Source organism: Halorussus halobius (assembly GCF_004765805.1).
Taxonomy (GTDB): domain Archaea; phylum Halobacteriota; class Halobacteria; order Halobacteriales; family Haladaptataceae; genus Halorussus; species Halorussus halobius.
On record NZ_SBIU01000004.1, the window covers coordinates 322,100 to 338,565 of the forward strand.

Here is a 16,466-nt window from a genome sequence, read left to right on the forward strand (position 1 = left end):
CCCGTCAACGAAATCGGACATTTATAGCGCTGGAACCGAAACGTCCGCCGGATGCAAGCGTGGACGTCACTCGCTGACGACGAACGCCCCCGTTCGACGGGCGGGACGACACGGAGGTCCCGTTCGTGATTCCCGGCGACGCGCTGGTGGTACTCGCGGTCGGAGGCGGGTCGAACCTCCTGTTGATAGTCGCGCTCATCATCGCGCTCGGCGTGGCTGCGCAGGTCCTCTCCGCCCGGCTTCGCGTGCCGAGCGTCCTCTTTCTCATCCTCGCGGGCGTCGCGGTCGGACCGGAGGGACTCGGCATCGTGAACCGGGCGTCGTTCGGCCCGGCGCTGTCGACCATCGTGGGCCTGAGCGTGGCCATCATCGTGTTCGAGGGCGCGTTCCACCTCACGGTCGAGAAACTCCGCGAGGCCCCCGCCGCAGCGGTCCGGTTGGTGACCGTCGGCGCGGTTATCGCGTTCGTCGGGACGACGCTGGCGGTTCGCTTCCTGCTAGAAGTCGAGTGGACGATAGCGGCGCTCGTCGGGTCGCTCCTCGTCGCCACCGGGCCGACGGTCGTCACGCCTATCCTCTCGGTCGTGCCGGTCCGCGACCGGGTGGCCGCCGCCCTGGAGACCGAGGGCATCGTCAACGACGTGACCGCCGCCATCTTCGCGGTCGTCATCTTCAAACTGCTCGCGTCCCAGGAGGCCAACCCCGCCGACTACGTCCGCGAGTTCGCGTTCCGGATGGGGGTCGGAATCGCCATCGGCGTCGGGGTCGCGATCGTACTCTGGTACCTGCTCACCCAGGTCGACCTCTCGACGGCCGAGACGCCCCAGAACGCCCGATTGATGACGCTCGCGGGGGCGGTAATCGCGTACGGTATCGCGGACACCATCGCCGCGGAGGCCGGGGTCGCGGCCGTCGCGGCCGCCGGCGTGATACTCGGGAACGCCGACCTCCCGTACAGGGAGACCATCGAGGCGTTCAAGGGCGACGTCACCCTCATCGTCCTCTCGTTCATCTTCATCGCGCTCGCGGCGCTCATCGAGTTCGAGACGCTGCTCGCGCTCGGTCTCGAAGGGGTGGCGGTCGTCCTCATCGTCGCGCTGGTCGTCCGACCCCTGCTCGTCTTCGTCTCGACGCGTGGCAAGCGGTTCACGCGGGACGAGAAAGTGTTCATGAGTCTCGTCGGCCCGAGGGGCATCATCCCCGCGAGCGTGGCGACGCTGTTCGCCATCCAGCTACAGACGCCCGAACCGCCCTCGAACCCGGCCGGAGCCGACGTCCTCGCGGGAACGGTGTTCCTCGTCATCCTTGCGACGGTCGTGTTCGAAGGCGGGTTCGCCAGACGAATCGCGGAGCGATTGGAAGTGATACCAATGCGCGTACTCATCATCGGAGGCGGGCGGGTGGGCCTCGCGCTCGCCGAACGCCTCGAAGAACGCGGAGAGAACGTCGTCATACTCGAAGACGACGAATCGAAGGCCGAGCGGGCTCGGAGCGACGGCTTCACCGTCCGGGAGGGCGACGGTACCGACGTCGAGGTTCTGCAGAACTCCGGGGCCGACCGCGCCAAAATCGTCGTGGGAGCGACCGGCGACGACGACACCAACCTGCTGGTGGCCCAGCTCGCCAAGTCGAAGTTCGGCGTCGAGACCGTCATCGCGCGGGTCAACAACCCCGACAACGCCGACGCGTTCGAGGAACTCGGCGTCAAGACGGTGTCCTCGGCGATGGCGACCGCGTGGGGCATCGACAACATGATAGAGCGGCCGGCGCTGTCGAACTGGATGACTGAACTCGGTCGGTCGGGCGACGTACAGGAGATAGAGGTGACCGCCGAGGAACTCGTCGGCCGCACCATCGCCGACATCGACGCCGACATCCCGGACGAGGTGCTGGTCGCGCTGGTCGCCCGGGACGGCGAGAGCACGGTCCCACGCGGCGACTTCGAACTCGAGTACGGCGACCACATCACCATCCTCGGGCGGACCGAGGCCGTGTCGGAGGCCATCTCGCGGGTCCACCCCCACGAGTGAGCGACGCCCTCGGGAACTGGGGTGCCGGCCCCGCGTCCCACTGCCGGAAACCGCCCGTCGTTTCCGGCTCCGAGACGCTTATCGGTATTGGAGGGGTACGTCGGGTATGGAGTCGAACCAATCGTCCGGCAGCGACCGCACCCCCGTCCCGGGCCAGACCGTCGCCCACGGGACCGGCGTGCGCTCGAACCGGGCGTTCCCGACCGACGAGTACCCGTCGAGCCTCGACCCGTTCGTCCTGTTCGAGCGGTTCTACATCGACCCCGACGAGGGGTTCCCGATGCACCCCCATCGCGGGTTCGAGATCGTCTCGTACATGGTCGAGGGCGGGATGGCCCACGAGGACTCGCTGGGCGTCTCCCACACCGCGACCGAGGGCGAGGTGATGCACATCACGGCCGGGGAGGGTGTCCGACACTCGGAGTTCCCCGCCGACGGCGCGGCCTGTAACGGCCTCCAGCTCTGGGTGAACCTCCCGCGCGACGAGAAGGACGCCGACCCGGACTACGAGGACGCGTCCGCCGGGGCGCTGCCGACCGAGAAGACACCGGGCGCGAGCGTGACGACCGTCGTCGGCGACGGCTCTCCAATCGAACTTCACACGCCGATGGAGTACCTCGACGTCCGGGTGACCGGCGAGTGGACGTGGTCGACGCCCGACGACTGGGCGGGCTTCCTCTACGGCGTCGCGGGAGAGGGAGTCGTCGACGGCCACGAGTTCGGCGAGGGCGACGTGTTCCCGGTCACGGACGGCGGGAGCGTCGAGTTGCGGGGCGACTCGTTCCGGGTCGTCGCGGTCTCGGGGCGACCCCACGGCGAGCCGATTCGGTTACGGGGTCCCGTGGTGTTGTGACTTCGAATACGCTCGTCTCGTAGCGTGGCTCGGAAGTGATAGCGGAGAATGAAGCCTAGGCCGGAATTTGAACCCGGGCTCTCGTCCTTACCAAGGACTTGCTTTACCGAGGTGGCCTTCGGCCCTGAAAGCGGCTACCTTTGCCGCAAATATCCACCTTGCGTGCTTCTCATCTCTCTATTAGCAACCCACTTATAAAAGAACTGGGTATTCGGCCCCGTATGCCGTCTGTGGACGCAAGAAATCGACAACCATGTTCGGGTGAGCGTTGCCCTACTCATCACATCAGAATTGTGTGGAGTTCGAGTGGTTCAACTGAATTGCTCCCTTCATCGAGCCAAGTGGCTCTGTTAGAACCCACTTAGTTCGATACCCTTCCTACTGAACCAAACTATAGGTTGGTGTGCGAACTGACCGCTAAATATTCTATTATTTGAGATATATTTCGATACTCTTGCGGCAGACAATGCACTATAACAAATTCGTCGGCGACCTATCTCCCAAAGCTTTATCCACATCGGGAAAATACGATATGACGTAATGACTCAAAGTGCTCTCGATCGCCTCTGGAATCGCCTCGCAAACCGCTACGACCAAGACAATGAGTCAGACTGTTGTGGCCCTCGCATCGAAGAAGTCCAATCTAACTCGGAAGAGGACAAATCAGACAGTTGCTGTGAATAACCCAAATCGGAAACTCACGATATGACTGAAACGGAATCACCACCGGACGACGCCTACAACGCACTTGATCGCCTCTACGATAATCCAGACGAACGAGTTACGGCCCTCCAAGAGATCAAACCACCCGAGCAAGATGTATCCGGTCAGGAGTCCGTCTTCAAGGCACTTGGAAATAAAGACCGACTTCGCGTTCTCAGCGCACTCCGTGAATCCGAGTGCTGCGGCTGTGAGCTACAGGTCGTCCTTGACGCACCACAGTCAACAGTTGCCACCCACCTCCGGAAATTGAAAGACGCAGGGTTGGTCAAGTCCCGGAAGAAAGGCAAATGGAGTTACTACCGCATCGCTGATACCGCCGTCTTCGAATTACTCGATCTCGCCCACGCAATTCAGGAGGACACCTAAGAATGCTCTCTCCCAGTCTCTCCAACGCACTTCTTGACTCGTGGAACTACTTCCTCCATCTTGCAGTCCTCCTCGTTCCCCTGTTCATCGGCGCGTCCTTCCTCGTCGGGCTCGCCCAAGAGTATCTTCCCCCGGAAAAAGTCGAACGGAAACTCCGCGGACACGACGAAGGCACCGGCAATATCGCAGCCGCTGGTCTCGGTGCAGTAACACCGTTTTGCTCCTGTTCGACCGTCCCGGTATTAGCAGGGCTGCTTCAAGCAGGCGCACCACTCGGACTGTCGTTTTCGTTCTTACTCGCATCGCCACTAGTCAACTGGATTGCCGTTCTGCTGCTGCTCGGACTCTTCGGCGTCGAAATCACCGTCTGGTACGTCGTAATCACGCTCCTCGCTGCAATCGTCGGTGGAATCGTCATCGGTCGGCTCGGACTTTCAGGATATGTGAAGGACGTTCGAATTGGCGATGATCAGGGACAACCGGTTGCTGCGGACGGTGGAGCAACCGCTTGCTGTACTGCTGAGACGACGCCGACGACGACGCATCGTGATCACATCGAGACTGCGGCCCGCGAAGCGTGGTCTTTCTTCATCGATACGCTCCCATACCTCCTTCTCGGCATGACAATCGGTGCACTGATTCACGGTGCCATCCCGGTTGAACTCCTCCACGCAGTGCTTGGGCCGGAGAACCCGCTTGCGGTTCCGTTGGCTGCGCTGGCAGGTGCACCAGTATACATCAGCCTCAGTGGAATGTTGCCGATCGCGGCGTCCCTCAGCGATCAGGGCATTGCCATCGGAACCGTATTGGCGTTCGTCATCGGCGGAGCCGGAGTTAGTATCCCCAATCTGGTTCTTCTCAATAAGCTGTTCAGGCGCAGGCTATTGCTTGTCTACGCGGGAACTGTCGTGACGATAGGCATATTTGTTGGCGTCGTATTCAACTTCTTCATCACCTAATCAGTATCATATTCGTTTGAGAAGAGTACTACAAGTCGTCCTGCCGGAAGCTCACGGAGAGTCGGAACTCGCCGACGCGAATCTTCTTGTACGGACTGTTCTGGAGTGGCTCGCCGTAGTCGGGCGGGTCGCGCCACGGTGAGGAGACGACCTCATCGAGCTTGTCGAGTATCCGGTCTTGGTCGGCGGGCGAGAGCGCATCGAGGTCGTCCTCGGCTTTCGAGGAGAGTTCCCACGTCCACCCGTCGTCACTCATCGCTCGTGCCGAACCGCTCGCGGGCCTCCTCGGCGCTCGTCGTTCGTCCCTCGCGGACGTCCTCCTCGGCTTCGAGCAGGGCGACGAGTTCGTCGCGGTCGAACGTCGGGAACTCGACGGCGTCTCGAAGCGTGTACCGGATGAACTCGCTCCGACTGTTGAACCCGCGTCCCTGCCACGTGTCGTCTATCTGTTCGAGGAACGACTCGGTGAGTTTGAAGTTCACCGTGGCGATGTCGTCCCCGCCGTCGTCGCTTGTGGCTGCTTCAGACATATAGACGTAATACGCTGGTCTTACCAATAGTCGTTTCGACGGAATCTCATTTGCCACGTAATCGTCGTGGATAGGCGTATCGGGGGCGTTCTATCAGGTTCCTGACTCTCCTTCACCTCCCTCTGCGAGCGCAGATTAGTGAGCCAGGGCTGTTCTAACCACGTTGTGTTCGAGACGAATGAATCCGTGGAATGTGCGTCCGAGGCGTGTACGGCAGGAAGAGCCTAGGCCGGGATTTGAACCCGGGCTCTCGTCCTTACCAAGACAACAACATATCTCGAGGTCCAACAAGCCAGTTCTGACCTTGTTGCGTCAACACGTATTCTTCAACTTTGGGTGGAACTTGGCTCCGTCCTCTGACTTCCTGTTTTTCCGGGTTGTCTCCGTCAGGAGTAGTTTTAGCGTGCACCAGCATAAGTCGGCGGGGAAGCATGCTTTCGGCCTGCTTGGTAATGCTACTGCACTATACATTTAGTTAAACCAGTTCACGTCGAATACTACCCAACTGAAATCTGGTGTACGCTAACCCGCGTATACTTTCAAACGAGATTTCCGGGTATGATGAACCCAAGTATAGGTGTTGGAGATTCAGATTCTTTACAGCTGGATTATCTTCCTTTTGAGGTTGGATCGGGTAGAGGAGCAGTCGAAGATAGAAAACGCTCTATTTGGAGATGGCAGCTGTTTCTCGTGCTCCTTCAGCTTCTCTGAGACACTGTTCTGTTTCGGAGGAGCGCAGTTTTTATAAATAATAGGATATTATTGTTATCAATAGGTGACAATTCTTTGGGTCGGGATGGTGTAACCAGACGACAATTTCTCGGGACAGCAGTCGCCGCCACAGTCGGACTCGCCGGGTGTAGCGGAACTGACCAAGACCAGCAAGACCGTTCTAACGGATCTACTGGAATCACCACAATCTCCGAGGAACAGACAACCATAGCCACGGGGGAAACCACTACTGGGGAGACCACTACTAAAGGGAGGAATCCTCTAGAACAGACACATCAAGCTGAGGACCTAGAAAGTGTCGCCGAGGAACTAGAACGAGATTCTGTAACCTTGAATGTTCTGCCAGCCAACGAAAACGCAGAGTACACAAACTCAATAATATTCGATAAGTATAACGGAGAACTAAATGTAGAACTGGATCTCAACCAAGCGCTGAACCAGCGACACTTCCAACACCCGGTAACGGGGAAAGGCTTCGTCTACGAGTTCTTCGCAAACGCACACAAACCCGAGTGGAGACAATCAGTCCACCAACAATACATCGAAGCAGCCGGAGGAGAAAACCAGCTCAAGCTTAAAGAGGAAATTAACTGGGCAGGAAACGGAGACAAAGACAAATCCACATCCTTCAAACATGGAGAGAACCTGGACAAACGGATAGAAGAATCAGGGATCCAGGACCTCTGGTACAAACACGCGATTGCTGACACCCGTATCGACGGCATCAGCAGTGTTCACAACGGAATAAAAGCCGCCGCATACCAAAGCCTCGACCAACGTCACGGCTTCAACACCTTCTACTGGGACCACGACTCAAAAGGAGAAAACGGCGACCACGGACTCATCGCCGCCACAGAACAACCAACACGCAAACCAGAAGAAACCGGAAACCAGGAAAACTACACCATAGAAACAAACTACCAAGTAGAACAACAAATAGCAACGGTTGCCGAATCCAACTTCTTCCAAGGAGACAACGCCGGAGTCAACGGATACGTAGAACACCCAGCAGAACACGACTACAACAACACTTCGGAAGAAATAGGAATGTATGCTGGTACCGCTCTTCAGAAATCAGATAGTCAAGATTTATGGGATAAAGCAAAGAACGTGTCTGGAGGCTTCGCGCATCATTTTACTGATGAGTGGTTCCGTAATCCTGAGTCAGAACCTGCGTTCAACTACTTTGACAGGATGAACGCTGTGGCCTACATCGCTGAGGAGAACAACGTGACAGTTCACCACACACGGGATAAACTCCGGTTTGAAACTTCTGCGTAACTCACATCTTCTAACTTTTCCTTTTAAGGATAGTCAGAGTTACCTCATCATTCCCGCCGCTTAGATGTCAAGTTCCTCTAGTTTATCTAGGACACCTTCTTCTTCGAATTCGGACAGCCGCTCCAATACGTCCTGTTTCTCTTCTTTCTGGGTTTCTTGTTTGAGGTTGAGTGGTCGGCCGCAGTTCCGGCACTCGGTATGTACGTCTTGGTTCTCAACACTACAAAACGGGCATTGAACCGTAGAGTCCTGGTCTTCTCCTGTTTCTAAGCCGTATTCGTCTCTGATCGCTTTGTTCACATCATCGTTGTTCAAATGGACGTAGACTTTCGCCCTGTCACTTCCAGGTTTCCAGCCCGCAAACTTGTTCAACTGCTCGTAGCCCATGAAGGTCGCCACCTCCGTCAACCTGGTGTGCCGAAGGTTGTATGGTCGACGCTTGTTCTCCGGTATCTCGGCTGTTTCACACGCATCTTTGAACCGGCGGAGAAACCCGTCGTAGGAGAGACGATCTCCTTGATCTGGTTTGTATTCGCAACCCTGCGAATGGTTGTGTGGAGTCTTTCCACAGTTTTTGCATTCCTGCTGCTCGGTTTTCACCCAGAGCGGTGCACTCGGATTATTGAGGTCACCTAGTTCGCCGCCTAAGGGGTGTTGGCTGAGCCATTCTCTCAGTGTTCTACCCGAGCGTACGAGTTGATTGGTACGGTCGGGTGTTCCTTTGAGTCCTTTAAGGTAGATGAAGTCACCTTTCTCAGTACTTGTGAAGTCGCCGATGTTGGCTTGAAGCAGTTCACCGGGTCGTGCCGCAGATTCGTAGAGCATCATGGTGAATGCTCGATCCCTCGTCTTCGAAAATGAGCGGAACAGTTGTTTGAGCTCGTCCTGTGTGAAGAGGTCTTGGCGAGAGACGGTGCTTCCGTTTTCGCCGCCAACCGCGAAGAAATCGACCTTCTCGGGATGTTCTTGGCCGCCGTTCTCGACTTTGTAGAACTTCTTGACGGCGCTTCGCATGGTGTGTTTGGTTGACTCGGCGTAGTCGCTCCGGTTCAATGAGGCGATCACTGTTTTGAGGTCTTCTTCGGATGCTTGCCGTAGTTCGAACTCTGGCGGAGCGACTTTCTGGACCAGTGATTTGAGGCAGGTGATTAATCGGCGTTGTCGGACCTCGCTGATTCCTTCTGCTGCAAGATTGTCGATAAACTCGTGTATGGCTTGGACGTTGGCCTGGCTGAGTTTGGAGTCTTCGAGGTTTTGAAGAGCGGTTTCAACATCAACATAGTCTGTAGTGGACATAGCTATTGGTTCACATCTGAGTGTAGAAGGAGAACGGGGAGACACCGGTGTTCTGTTGAGGTTGAACACCTTGTTGCCCTTGGAGGGCTTTGAACAGTCAGTTCACAGCGCTACGACTCGGCGTTTCTCTTGGTTGTTATTCCAATAGTACGGCGCTGAGGGCTCTGAACGGTCTGTAGTGTGCCCGGATGGGGCTTGCTCCAATCCGTTCAGTGTTTCTCAACCTCTCTCCTTCTTTCGTTTGGGGTTTTCAAGAGAAATACTGCTACTGAAGTTTTATAAGAAAACTTCCAGCTCGGCGCATACGAAATCAAGACGGTTCAACAACTTTGAACAGGTATACCAGAAAAACATGATGGAAAATGCGTACCAAAACTCAAAGACGTAGACAATGACGTCTGTTCCTAATCACGGAAAGTCGGTTCGAGCACACCCCATCTCTGAACTCGATTTTCATAAGGCCAAGCAAGCCGTCTCATCCAGTCCATCGTATGGGAGAATAGTTCCTCCGCGGCTATTTGTCCTTCAGTTCTCTTAACGGCCCAGACTAATTGTGGGAAGATGTTTTGGTAGCCATTGGTGTCCAGACGGCTGTTACGCCACGCAGTAAGCACATGCTGTAAAGATTCCTCTCCACATAAGTCAATCAAAGCTTCAGCAACCGCCACAAATCGGCTATGACCTCCGCCTAGCCACCAGTTCATTAAATCACGCTCAGCAATCACATTCTCTAATAACTGGATTGCTCTTTGTTTCTCATTCCGGTCCGCCAATATACGAGCAATTGGAGCCGCCGCCGTCGGGTCATATCGTGTCGAACTAATACCTCTATTTTCAAGAAGTTCGCCAGCAGTTAACAGTTCTTCCGTCCCTAATACCTCAAAGTCATCTTTCTCAAGAGGGTCTTCTTCCGAATGCTCCGACAGCAATTCCTGAATCTGCTCGTCAATTTTGTCCTCTTCTTCCTCTTCTTCTTCCTGGTCCCCATAATCTGTGGTGCTATTAGTTGAATCTAAATCATCAGGAATGTCAACGCCATGCTTTGACGCTAGATCCCGAAGGTCCTGCTCTTCTTCGTTGCTAATCTCATCCCGGACATAGTCACCACTGTTCAAGGCGTGTAGTGCATCGACTACCAAACGATCCCAGCCAAATTCATCGGCAACCTCTGCGGCTTTAGCAAAGAATGGAAGTGCCCGGTCTGAACGATGACTACTTCGAATCTTCGTCTCTTTCACTCGAATTAAACTCCTCAACTCTTCTTCGGTCATCCCTTCCGGATTCCGCAGACGCCAATCCCAAAGCTTACGCAAAGTTGTATTATGGCGTGCTCGTTCCTCTGCCGTATTATAATCAATTGCTCCATCGTTAAGAAGGGATTTCAGAAACTTCCCCTCAAAGTGATGCGTTTCTTTTCCATCAGTCAAATCAAGAAGCAGATTTGCCCAGTTGATTAGTTGGATGGCACTACCGAGATGGCGATCCCAATCACCGTCAGCAATATCTTCAAGTCCTTTCCAAATATCGCTAAGGAACATATCCTTCCGATATCCGTATCGGAAACAATGCTCAACTGCTTTCTTAGCGTACTTTTCAGCACGGTCATCATAACCAGCTTTAGCCGCTTGGACGCCTAGGTCCATAAGTTCCTCTGAAGGTGGTGTCTCATCCGGAGGACGCTTTAGAATTTCCTCATATCGTTGCTCTAGGCCCTCAGGTAGCTCTTCCTTCGGGAACAAAGTACCACGGGTCTCAGTAAGAGTTCTAGAGATGTACTCCAAGATTTGGTCGTCAGATTCTATGTCGTCTGTCATTCTGAGCACCTTCTTGGTGAGATCTTCTGACCCTTGATCCACCACCTCGTCAAAAGCATCGAATACCTTAGAGACTGCCTGCCTATACCGCCAGCTATCGATATATTGAGTTCTAGTATTCTCAATACGGCCCTCCTCAAGAATCTCCTCTAGATATTTTAGAGTAACGTTAACCCAATGTTCTGTTTCTGCCGATAAACTCCGTGTCGTTGCTGCCCCAATCACCGCTAAAAGCTTTTGAATCCTTTCTTGCTCCGTTGAAACTTTCTCAACTATATTAAACAAAATGTCTGGTGACTTGCCTAGACCAGCAAGTATCGAACCAACATAGTATACATCACAGAACTGCACATCCCTTCCTCCCGGTGCATCCATTGGTTGGCCTACCGTCCTCTGTTTAACAGCTTGGAGAATCTCGTCCTCCGGGCCATCGCACTTCAGCAAGGTATGGAGTCCAGCCAAAGATAGAGAAGAACAGTCCGGCGCTTCTTCTCTAAGTTCGGTCCGCCAAGAGTCTGGGAGAACATCTATCAAATCTTCGCACGCTTCCAGAGCCAGTTCGGGATTCTCAAAAATCCACTCTGGTGGCTTTGGCTGATCAGAAAGCAGATCTGAGTTCTTTTCAACGGCAGCAAGAACCTCATAAGTAAAGTGCTCGCCTGTGTCTTGCCGCTTGAAGTCCGCTGCCAACTCCCAGTATGTATCCGGTTCTAAGACTGTGGCTGCAACCTCAAAGTATGCTTCTGGCTCCCAACTAGGCTGTTCGTCCTCTTGATAATCTTCTTCCCACTGAACCAGCCAGTCTTTATCTAATTCATCCTCCCAAGTCTGGGACACGACCTGCATAGCTTTCAGCGCTTCCTCGTTGCCTCCATCATAGAATCGGATTTGGTCAACTAAGCGGAGAGCGGTTTCACGCTCGCCACGGGAAATATAATAACTGAGGCGCAAACGGTCATTCAAGTAGGTTTTAAGCATATTTCGAGAGACACCGCCGAGAACGATACAATCGATAGCCGTTAAGTAGTCACCGTCCTGTAAGGAAGCATCAAAGGCCAATTCCAAAGTTTCGGACACTAAGTCATGATGAACGCCATCCTGCCACCAACCAAGAAGATTATCTAGTGTAGCTAGATTCTTTAGAGCGGCGCTACCAGGCCCATTTTCTGCGTGGTACTGTAGGCTCTCTAAATTTGTAGGGTAGAAGGTACATTGATCGAACAAGTAACGGTATAATCTCTCATGTTCTCTTTCTATTTCTTCTTGATCCAGTTGGTCTTCAGTATATGCTCGAAAGCTATCATGAAAGATACGGAATCGACCGTCTGGTAAAAGATCTAGAATGTGAGTAAGAGGAGCTTCGTCTAGTGATATACTCTTTTGAGTATGCGGAATATCTACTACCGCATCTAAAACCTCCCTATGTAGTCCTGTAGGATTCAACGCAACTAACGTGGCTGCGTCCTGTTCATACGGTTCTAGAGGGCTCCATATAGTATCGTAATACTTCTCCAACTCTCCATCAACGTGTGAGGCTTCCTCTAGTGCCGATTCCAGACCTGCTTCCACTCCTTCTATATGAGTGCCAGCTTTACGGAGAAGATGCGATATAATCACTGGAAGACCGCCTGAAACCTTTTTAACCCGGTCAACAACTTCATCTCCAGAAGCCATATCATTTCTATTAAGGTATTCTTTAATCTCGTCAGATTCCCATGAAGAAACATCAATTCTAGAATCCACCCCTAGCGTTTCATGTGTTCGCTCGGAAAGGGGACGACTTACCATCAGAAGCCCCAATGAATTTGGGAAATCAAGCTTCCCTATCTCTTCTAGTACTGTTCCCTCAGCAGGTTTAGTGGCCGTTGTCCCTCCAAATTCTCGTAAAGCGTGATCCAACCCATCAACAATAATCAGAGCCCGTTTACTATTTTGCTCTGCCCATTGACCGACAATATCAATATATCTCTGCAGGTCGTTAATCCCGGTCCATACAGGAACCGAGACATCGTTGTCAAATGCTTCTGGGAACGTATTGAGTATTTGGGCAGCAAGCTGATGTCGGAACCAAACAGGATCACTTCGTTTCTTCTCTAATGAGTCCGCATCCTCCGGAACATACAGATAAAAGCGTAATGTCCGCTGATTATCCGGTTCTTCCCAACTCCGATGAAGCAATTCTATACCTGTAGACTTCCCACTCCCCGGCTTTCCTTCCACCAAGATGCGGTTATCTGGGTTGCTAAAAGCTTCCTCTACATTATTAATCCATCGCGGCCGGATAAATCCTTCTTCAATAGGAAATCTTTGGGAGAAAATCGGTGATGGACTCAACTCTAGCCGACGAACAATCTCTTCTCGGTCTAATCGCAGAACCGGTTGGTTTCTGGCCCATCTTGCTAGATTAACCGCTCTCTCAATAAGAGTATGAGAATCATCAATCTCCGGGTTCTCATAATGTTCTAACCGTGGCGCAACACTTGATAAGATCTCCTCGAAGAAATCGGTACCTTGGATAGATTTAGTTACTTTCTTCCCTTCTGTATCGACTCCTGGCGCTCCAAGTATAAACTCAATATCGGTTCCGTTAGTAATCTTACCTTGCTCGCCAACTAATTCTTTGGTAGGGAAATCAACACCATTTAACAACGACAAACTTCCTGAATCATCTTTGAAATCAATATTTGACCCTGGTTCCTGATTGAACGAAGTCAAAACTATAAATCGTGATCCTTCATCCGCATCAAGGCGTGACTTCGCAGATTCAGTTAAATCATCTATGGCTAATCCTCGAGAACTCGAACCGGTGAGGTCACTAGAAGATAAGGTATAGTTTATGCCATTTTTCACTTGGATACAAATAACTTCTCCATCCCGTTCAAGGATAATATCATCAAATTTGTCTTCTTCTCCAAATTTCCATTCAATTGTAACAGAATTTGAATCTTCAAAAAAGACGGAAAGAATACAAGCTCCTGCTACAAAATCTTGAAAAGTATATCCGCGGGCAGCAGCCGCTGTCCGTTTTGTACTAGCTGCTACATCTGTAAGATCCGAATCTGAGGAACCTATCTCCTCGTCTTCCTCCGACATTATGTTACTACGTATTATACGGACTTATTAATCATTTTCTCAAGCACATTAGACTGTAGACAGACAGTTGAGAAACTAGCACGAAGCTACTCGAGGAAATATTCAGACATCAGTTTGATAGGGCTCTTCTTTTGCCTTCTGGACGTCTTCATCCTTCTCAATTTCGGAGCCTGTTCGATCCTTATTTCTTGACGCAACTTTGCTCATAGCTCCTTGCTTTTCATCGAATCCTTCCTTAAGCTTCGAGAGTCCTGTCGAGAGGCCCTGAACAAATCTCTCACCCTTGTCAGTAATCCGGAAACGATGGGGCTCTCGATCCTCATCAACATCGGCCATATCCAGATCTTCGTAAGATTGCATCCGACTAGAAAATCCAGGATCTAACGGGCCGTGCTCTTCTCTCCTGAACGACCAGTCCTCAGAATCAGCCTCTGTGTTCCGGTATTGATATAGTGACTTATGGAACTTCAGCCGTCCTTCTATCTCACCGTCAAACTCGGCTAACATCATCAACCGTGGATGCAATTCATCATCGTTGTCTTCGGTCATAGGAATTCACCTAGTTTCGTCTGGAGAGGTTCTCTCTCCAATTCTTCAACCTGATCAAATCGTGACTCAATAGAACTGTTCGATGTTGTAACAATCACCTGCTTATCCAATGACGTGATATAGTCAAGAGCTGCCTCCATGTTCTCGTCTTCCTGAAGATTAGAAAAAGGCTCATCCAAAACGATAGTGTCCCAATCAATAACATCGTTCTCTGTAGTAAATCGACTCAAGGTACAGACAAAGGAGATATTCAGTAGTTGCAACTCTGATCCGCTCAGATTTCCTCCCCGATCATACTCACGTAGGTTATTCCTTCCTGGGAACTGAATCCTTCCCTCCTCGGAAATACTGATTCCCAGTTGAAGGTTGGAGTTCATCTGGTTGTATGCGTCCTCCCAGGCATCACTAAACTCTTGTATGCCAGCTTCAAAGCTTTCCTCAGTCAATTCGCCAACCATCTCCGAGGAGTGGCTGAGCGCCTCAGAATACGCCTCTAGCTTTTGCTCAACTTCCTCAGACCTCTGATTAATACTCTGTTGGTCAGACTGTAGATCCTCCAAACTGTTAGATATAGACTCTAGCTCTTCCTGTACGTGATCTTGGATCTTCTGGATGTTGTGATCGTAGTTGTCGAGCCTTCGCTTAGTAAATCCGTCTAACTCTCCGAGCTCAGGTCGTTTCTCTTTTATCTTATCGATCTGCTGAGAGACATCGTCTTTCTGGTCTTGTAGCTCTTGAATTTCTTCTTTGAGTTCGTCAAGCAGATCATCTGACTCCTCAATTTTCTGGCTAAGACGGTCTTTCAGCCCATCAAGAGAGTGGTTCTGTCCGCAGTAAGGGCAGTACCCCCGGTTAATACGGTTCTTTGCTTTCTCGGTTGTAATCCTACGGTCACATGTCGGACAGACAAAATCATTGACCGCCTCTGCAATTATCTCGTTGACCTCTGACTCGTAGTTCTCCTGTTTTCTTTTCTTTCTGTGCAATTTCCGAAGACGCTTACGCAAACCCTCCTTTTCCTTGAATAAGTCGTCAAGCTCAGTCTCCAGTTTTTCATCTCTTTTCAACTGCTTACTGAGTTCCGCCAACTCTCCTGTTTCAATTTGAGCCTCCAGCCTCTCGTACTTCTCCTTCTGGGATTCTAAATCGCTTATCTTTCGATCAAGGTCAGATTCTTCCTCAGAGAGACGACGCTTAGTGTCTTTAGTCTCGACAACCAGCTGATCCAGTTGTTCTTTCGCATCTTCTAACCGTGAAATTCTCTGTTCAAGACCTTGATTGGTAACGCTACGAATTAGCCTGGTTCTCTGGGCTCTGCTCAAATCGTCTAAAGGCATCTTGCCTATATGCGAGTGGACAAAGTGAGATTTCAGTAGAGTGGTGTCGCCAAGATCTTCAGAAAATGTTTCCGATGCTTCGGATCCGTGTAATGTTTCGTCCTCAGTTTCGTACTCTGCTTCGGGATTTCCTCGGAAAAATCGTCGATTGTTTGTGAACCCAATCTCGACCTCGTTCTGTCTCCCTGTGGCTAAATCTATGGTATGTTGGGCTCCAAGTAGATTGTATAGTATTGCGTTGAATGTAAGTGTTTTACCTGTTCGGCTTCCGCCTTGAAGTAGTTGAGAGTCGCTGCTTAGCGATTCTATTTCCATTCCTCGATGCTCGCCATTTGCGAACTCTTCGATGTCTAAGGAGTCAATCCTCATCGGTTATATTGTACAGTTTGGCTGAACTTTTAACTACCTGTCGGAGATTACGATACTCCCGGTAACCAAATAAGTAGATCACGACTAGTGATGCAGCTAGCGATAGAACAGCGTAATTAAACCCATACAAATAATCGATCGCGAAGGGCAGTGAAAAGCCGATTAATAGACCAGAAAGAACCGTCACTAAATGGCGGTGAGCTTTACCATCCATTCGATCTATTCTGTCCTGAGTCTCTTGATCAGCATCCCAGTAGAACTCTTCATTTCCTGTACGTTCATCTATACTCTCAAACGTCTCCTCAATCACATCTCCCGCGAAAAACTCCATCAAACCATCATTGAACGCCACGCTTAGGAAGACCAGAACAAGAGAAGGTACACCGGCCGCCATGAAGTGCATAGGGTCTTTCAATTTGTACGGAGAAAGGTAGAGAACCCCGGAGGCGTAAATGAAGAGAAACAGAGCACCCCAGCTCTGCTGAATGTGCTTACTAAGCTGCATAATGAGTAATCACCACCAAATAGTTAGAT

13 protein-coding genes are annotated in these 16,466 nt (G+C 51.7%); 6 read left to right on the forward strand and 7 right to left on the reverse strand.

Going from position 1 to position 16,466, the window contains the following annotated elements:
- The first annotated feature begins 125 nt into the window (after window positions 1–125).
- The 4 genes from EPL03_RS13415 (at window position 126) to EPL03_RS13430 (ending at window position 4,931) form a co-directional block, all read left to right on the forward strand.
- Window positions 126–2,030 (forward strand): cation:proton antiporter domain-containing protein, encoded by a 1,905-nt coding sequence (locus EPL03_RS13415; RefSeq protein ID WP_135829844.1) that lies wholly within the window; start codon window positions 126–128, stop codon window positions 2,028–2,030.
- A gap of 106 nt (window positions 2,031–2,136) precedes the next feature.
- Window positions 2,137–2,883, forward strand: coding sequence for a pirin family protein (locus EPL03_RS13420; protein WP_135829845.1), 747 nt, complete (start codon window positions 2,137–2,139; stop codon window positions 2,881–2,883).
- 705 nt (window positions 2,884–3,588) lie between these two features.
- Entirely contained in the window at window positions 3,589–3,972 is a 384-nt protein-coding gene (locus EPL03_RS13425) for an ArsR/SmtB family transcription factor (RefSeq protein WP_135829846.1), read from the forward strand.
- A gap of 2 nt (window positions 3,973–3,974) precedes the next feature.
- On the forward strand, window positions 3,975–4,931 hold the full coding sequence (locus tag EPL03_RS13430; RefSeq protein ID WP_135829847.1) for a permease: 957 nt from the start codon (window positions 3,975–3,977) through the stop codon (window positions 4,929–4,931).
- Window positions 4,932–4,959: 28 nt separating this feature from the next.
- Here the strand turns inward: EPL03_RS13430 and EPL03_RS13435 are convergent, their stop codons facing one another.
- The gene (locus tag EPL03_RS13435; RefSeq protein ID WP_135829848.1) at window positions 4,960–5,187 is read right to left on the reverse strand and encodes a type II toxin-antitoxin system RelE family toxin; all 228 of its coding nucleotides are present in this window, start codon (window positions 5,185–5,187) and stop codon (window positions 4,960–4,962) included.
- Window positions 5,180–5,461 (reverse strand): ribbon-helix-helix domain-containing protein, encoded by a 282-nt coding sequence (locus tag EPL03_RS13440; protein ID WP_135829849.1) that lies wholly within the window; start codon window positions 5,459–5,461, stop codon window positions 5,180–5,182. The genes EPL03_RS13435 and EPL03_RS13440 overlap by 8 nt, the downstream gene beginning before the upstream one ends.
- Window positions 5,462–6,019: 558 nt before the next feature.
- Between EPL03_RS13440 and EPL03_RS20075 the strand changes: the two genes are divergently transcribed.
- Both EPL03_RS20075 and EPL03_RS13445 read left to right on the forward strand, forming a co-directional pair.
- On the forward strand, window positions 6,020–6,172 hold the full coding sequence (locus EPL03_RS20075; protein ID WP_168216264.1) for a hypothetical protein: 153 nt from the start codon (window positions 6,020–6,022) through the stop codon (window positions 6,170–6,172).
- Between the two features lie 75 nt (window positions 6,173–6,247).
- A complete protein-coding gene (locus EPL03_RS13445; RefSeq protein WP_135829850.1) occupies window positions 6,248–7,474 on the forward strand; it encodes a hypothetical protein in 1,227 nt (408 codons plus the stop codon).
- A 60-nt stretch (window positions 7,475–7,534) separates the two neighbouring features.
- On the opposite strand, the gene EPL03_RS13450 is transcribed toward EPL03_RS13445, so the two are convergent.
- From EPL03_RS13450 to EPL03_RS13470, 5 genes are all read right to left on the reverse strand, one after another.
- Entirely contained in the window at window positions 7,535–8,770 is a 1,236-nt protein-coding gene (locus tag EPL03_RS13450; RefSeq protein WP_135829851.1) for a tyrosine-type recombinase/integrase, read from the reverse strand.
- A 404-nt stretch (window positions 8,771–9,174) separates the two neighbouring features.
- Window positions 9,175–13,677 (reverse strand): NACHT domain-containing protein, encoded by a 4,503-nt coding sequence (locus EPL03_RS13455; protein WP_135829852.1) that lies wholly within the window; start codon window positions 13,675–13,677, stop codon window positions 9,175–9,177.
- A 102-nt stretch (window positions 13,678–13,779) separates the two neighbouring features.
- Window positions 13,780–14,226, reverse strand: coding sequence for a hypothetical protein (locus EPL03_RS13460; protein ID WP_135829853.1), 447 nt, complete (start codon window positions 14,224–14,226; stop codon window positions 13,780–13,782).
- Window positions 14,223–15,932 (reverse strand): SMC family protein, encoded by a 1,710-nt coding sequence (locus tag EPL03_RS13465; RefSeq protein WP_135829854.1) that lies wholly within the window; start codon window positions 15,930–15,932, stop codon window positions 14,223–14,225. The genes EPL03_RS13460 and EPL03_RS13465 overlap by 4 nt, the downstream gene beginning before the upstream one ends.
- Complete coding sequence (locus EPL03_RS13470; protein WP_135829855.1) at window positions 15,922–16,437, reverse strand: hypothetical protein; 516 nt, start codon at window positions 16,435–16,437, stop codon at window positions 15,922–15,924. Before EPL03_RS13470 ends, EPL03_RS13465 begins: the two co-directional genes overlap by 11 nt.
- Window positions 16,438–16,466: the final 29 nt, after the last annotated feature.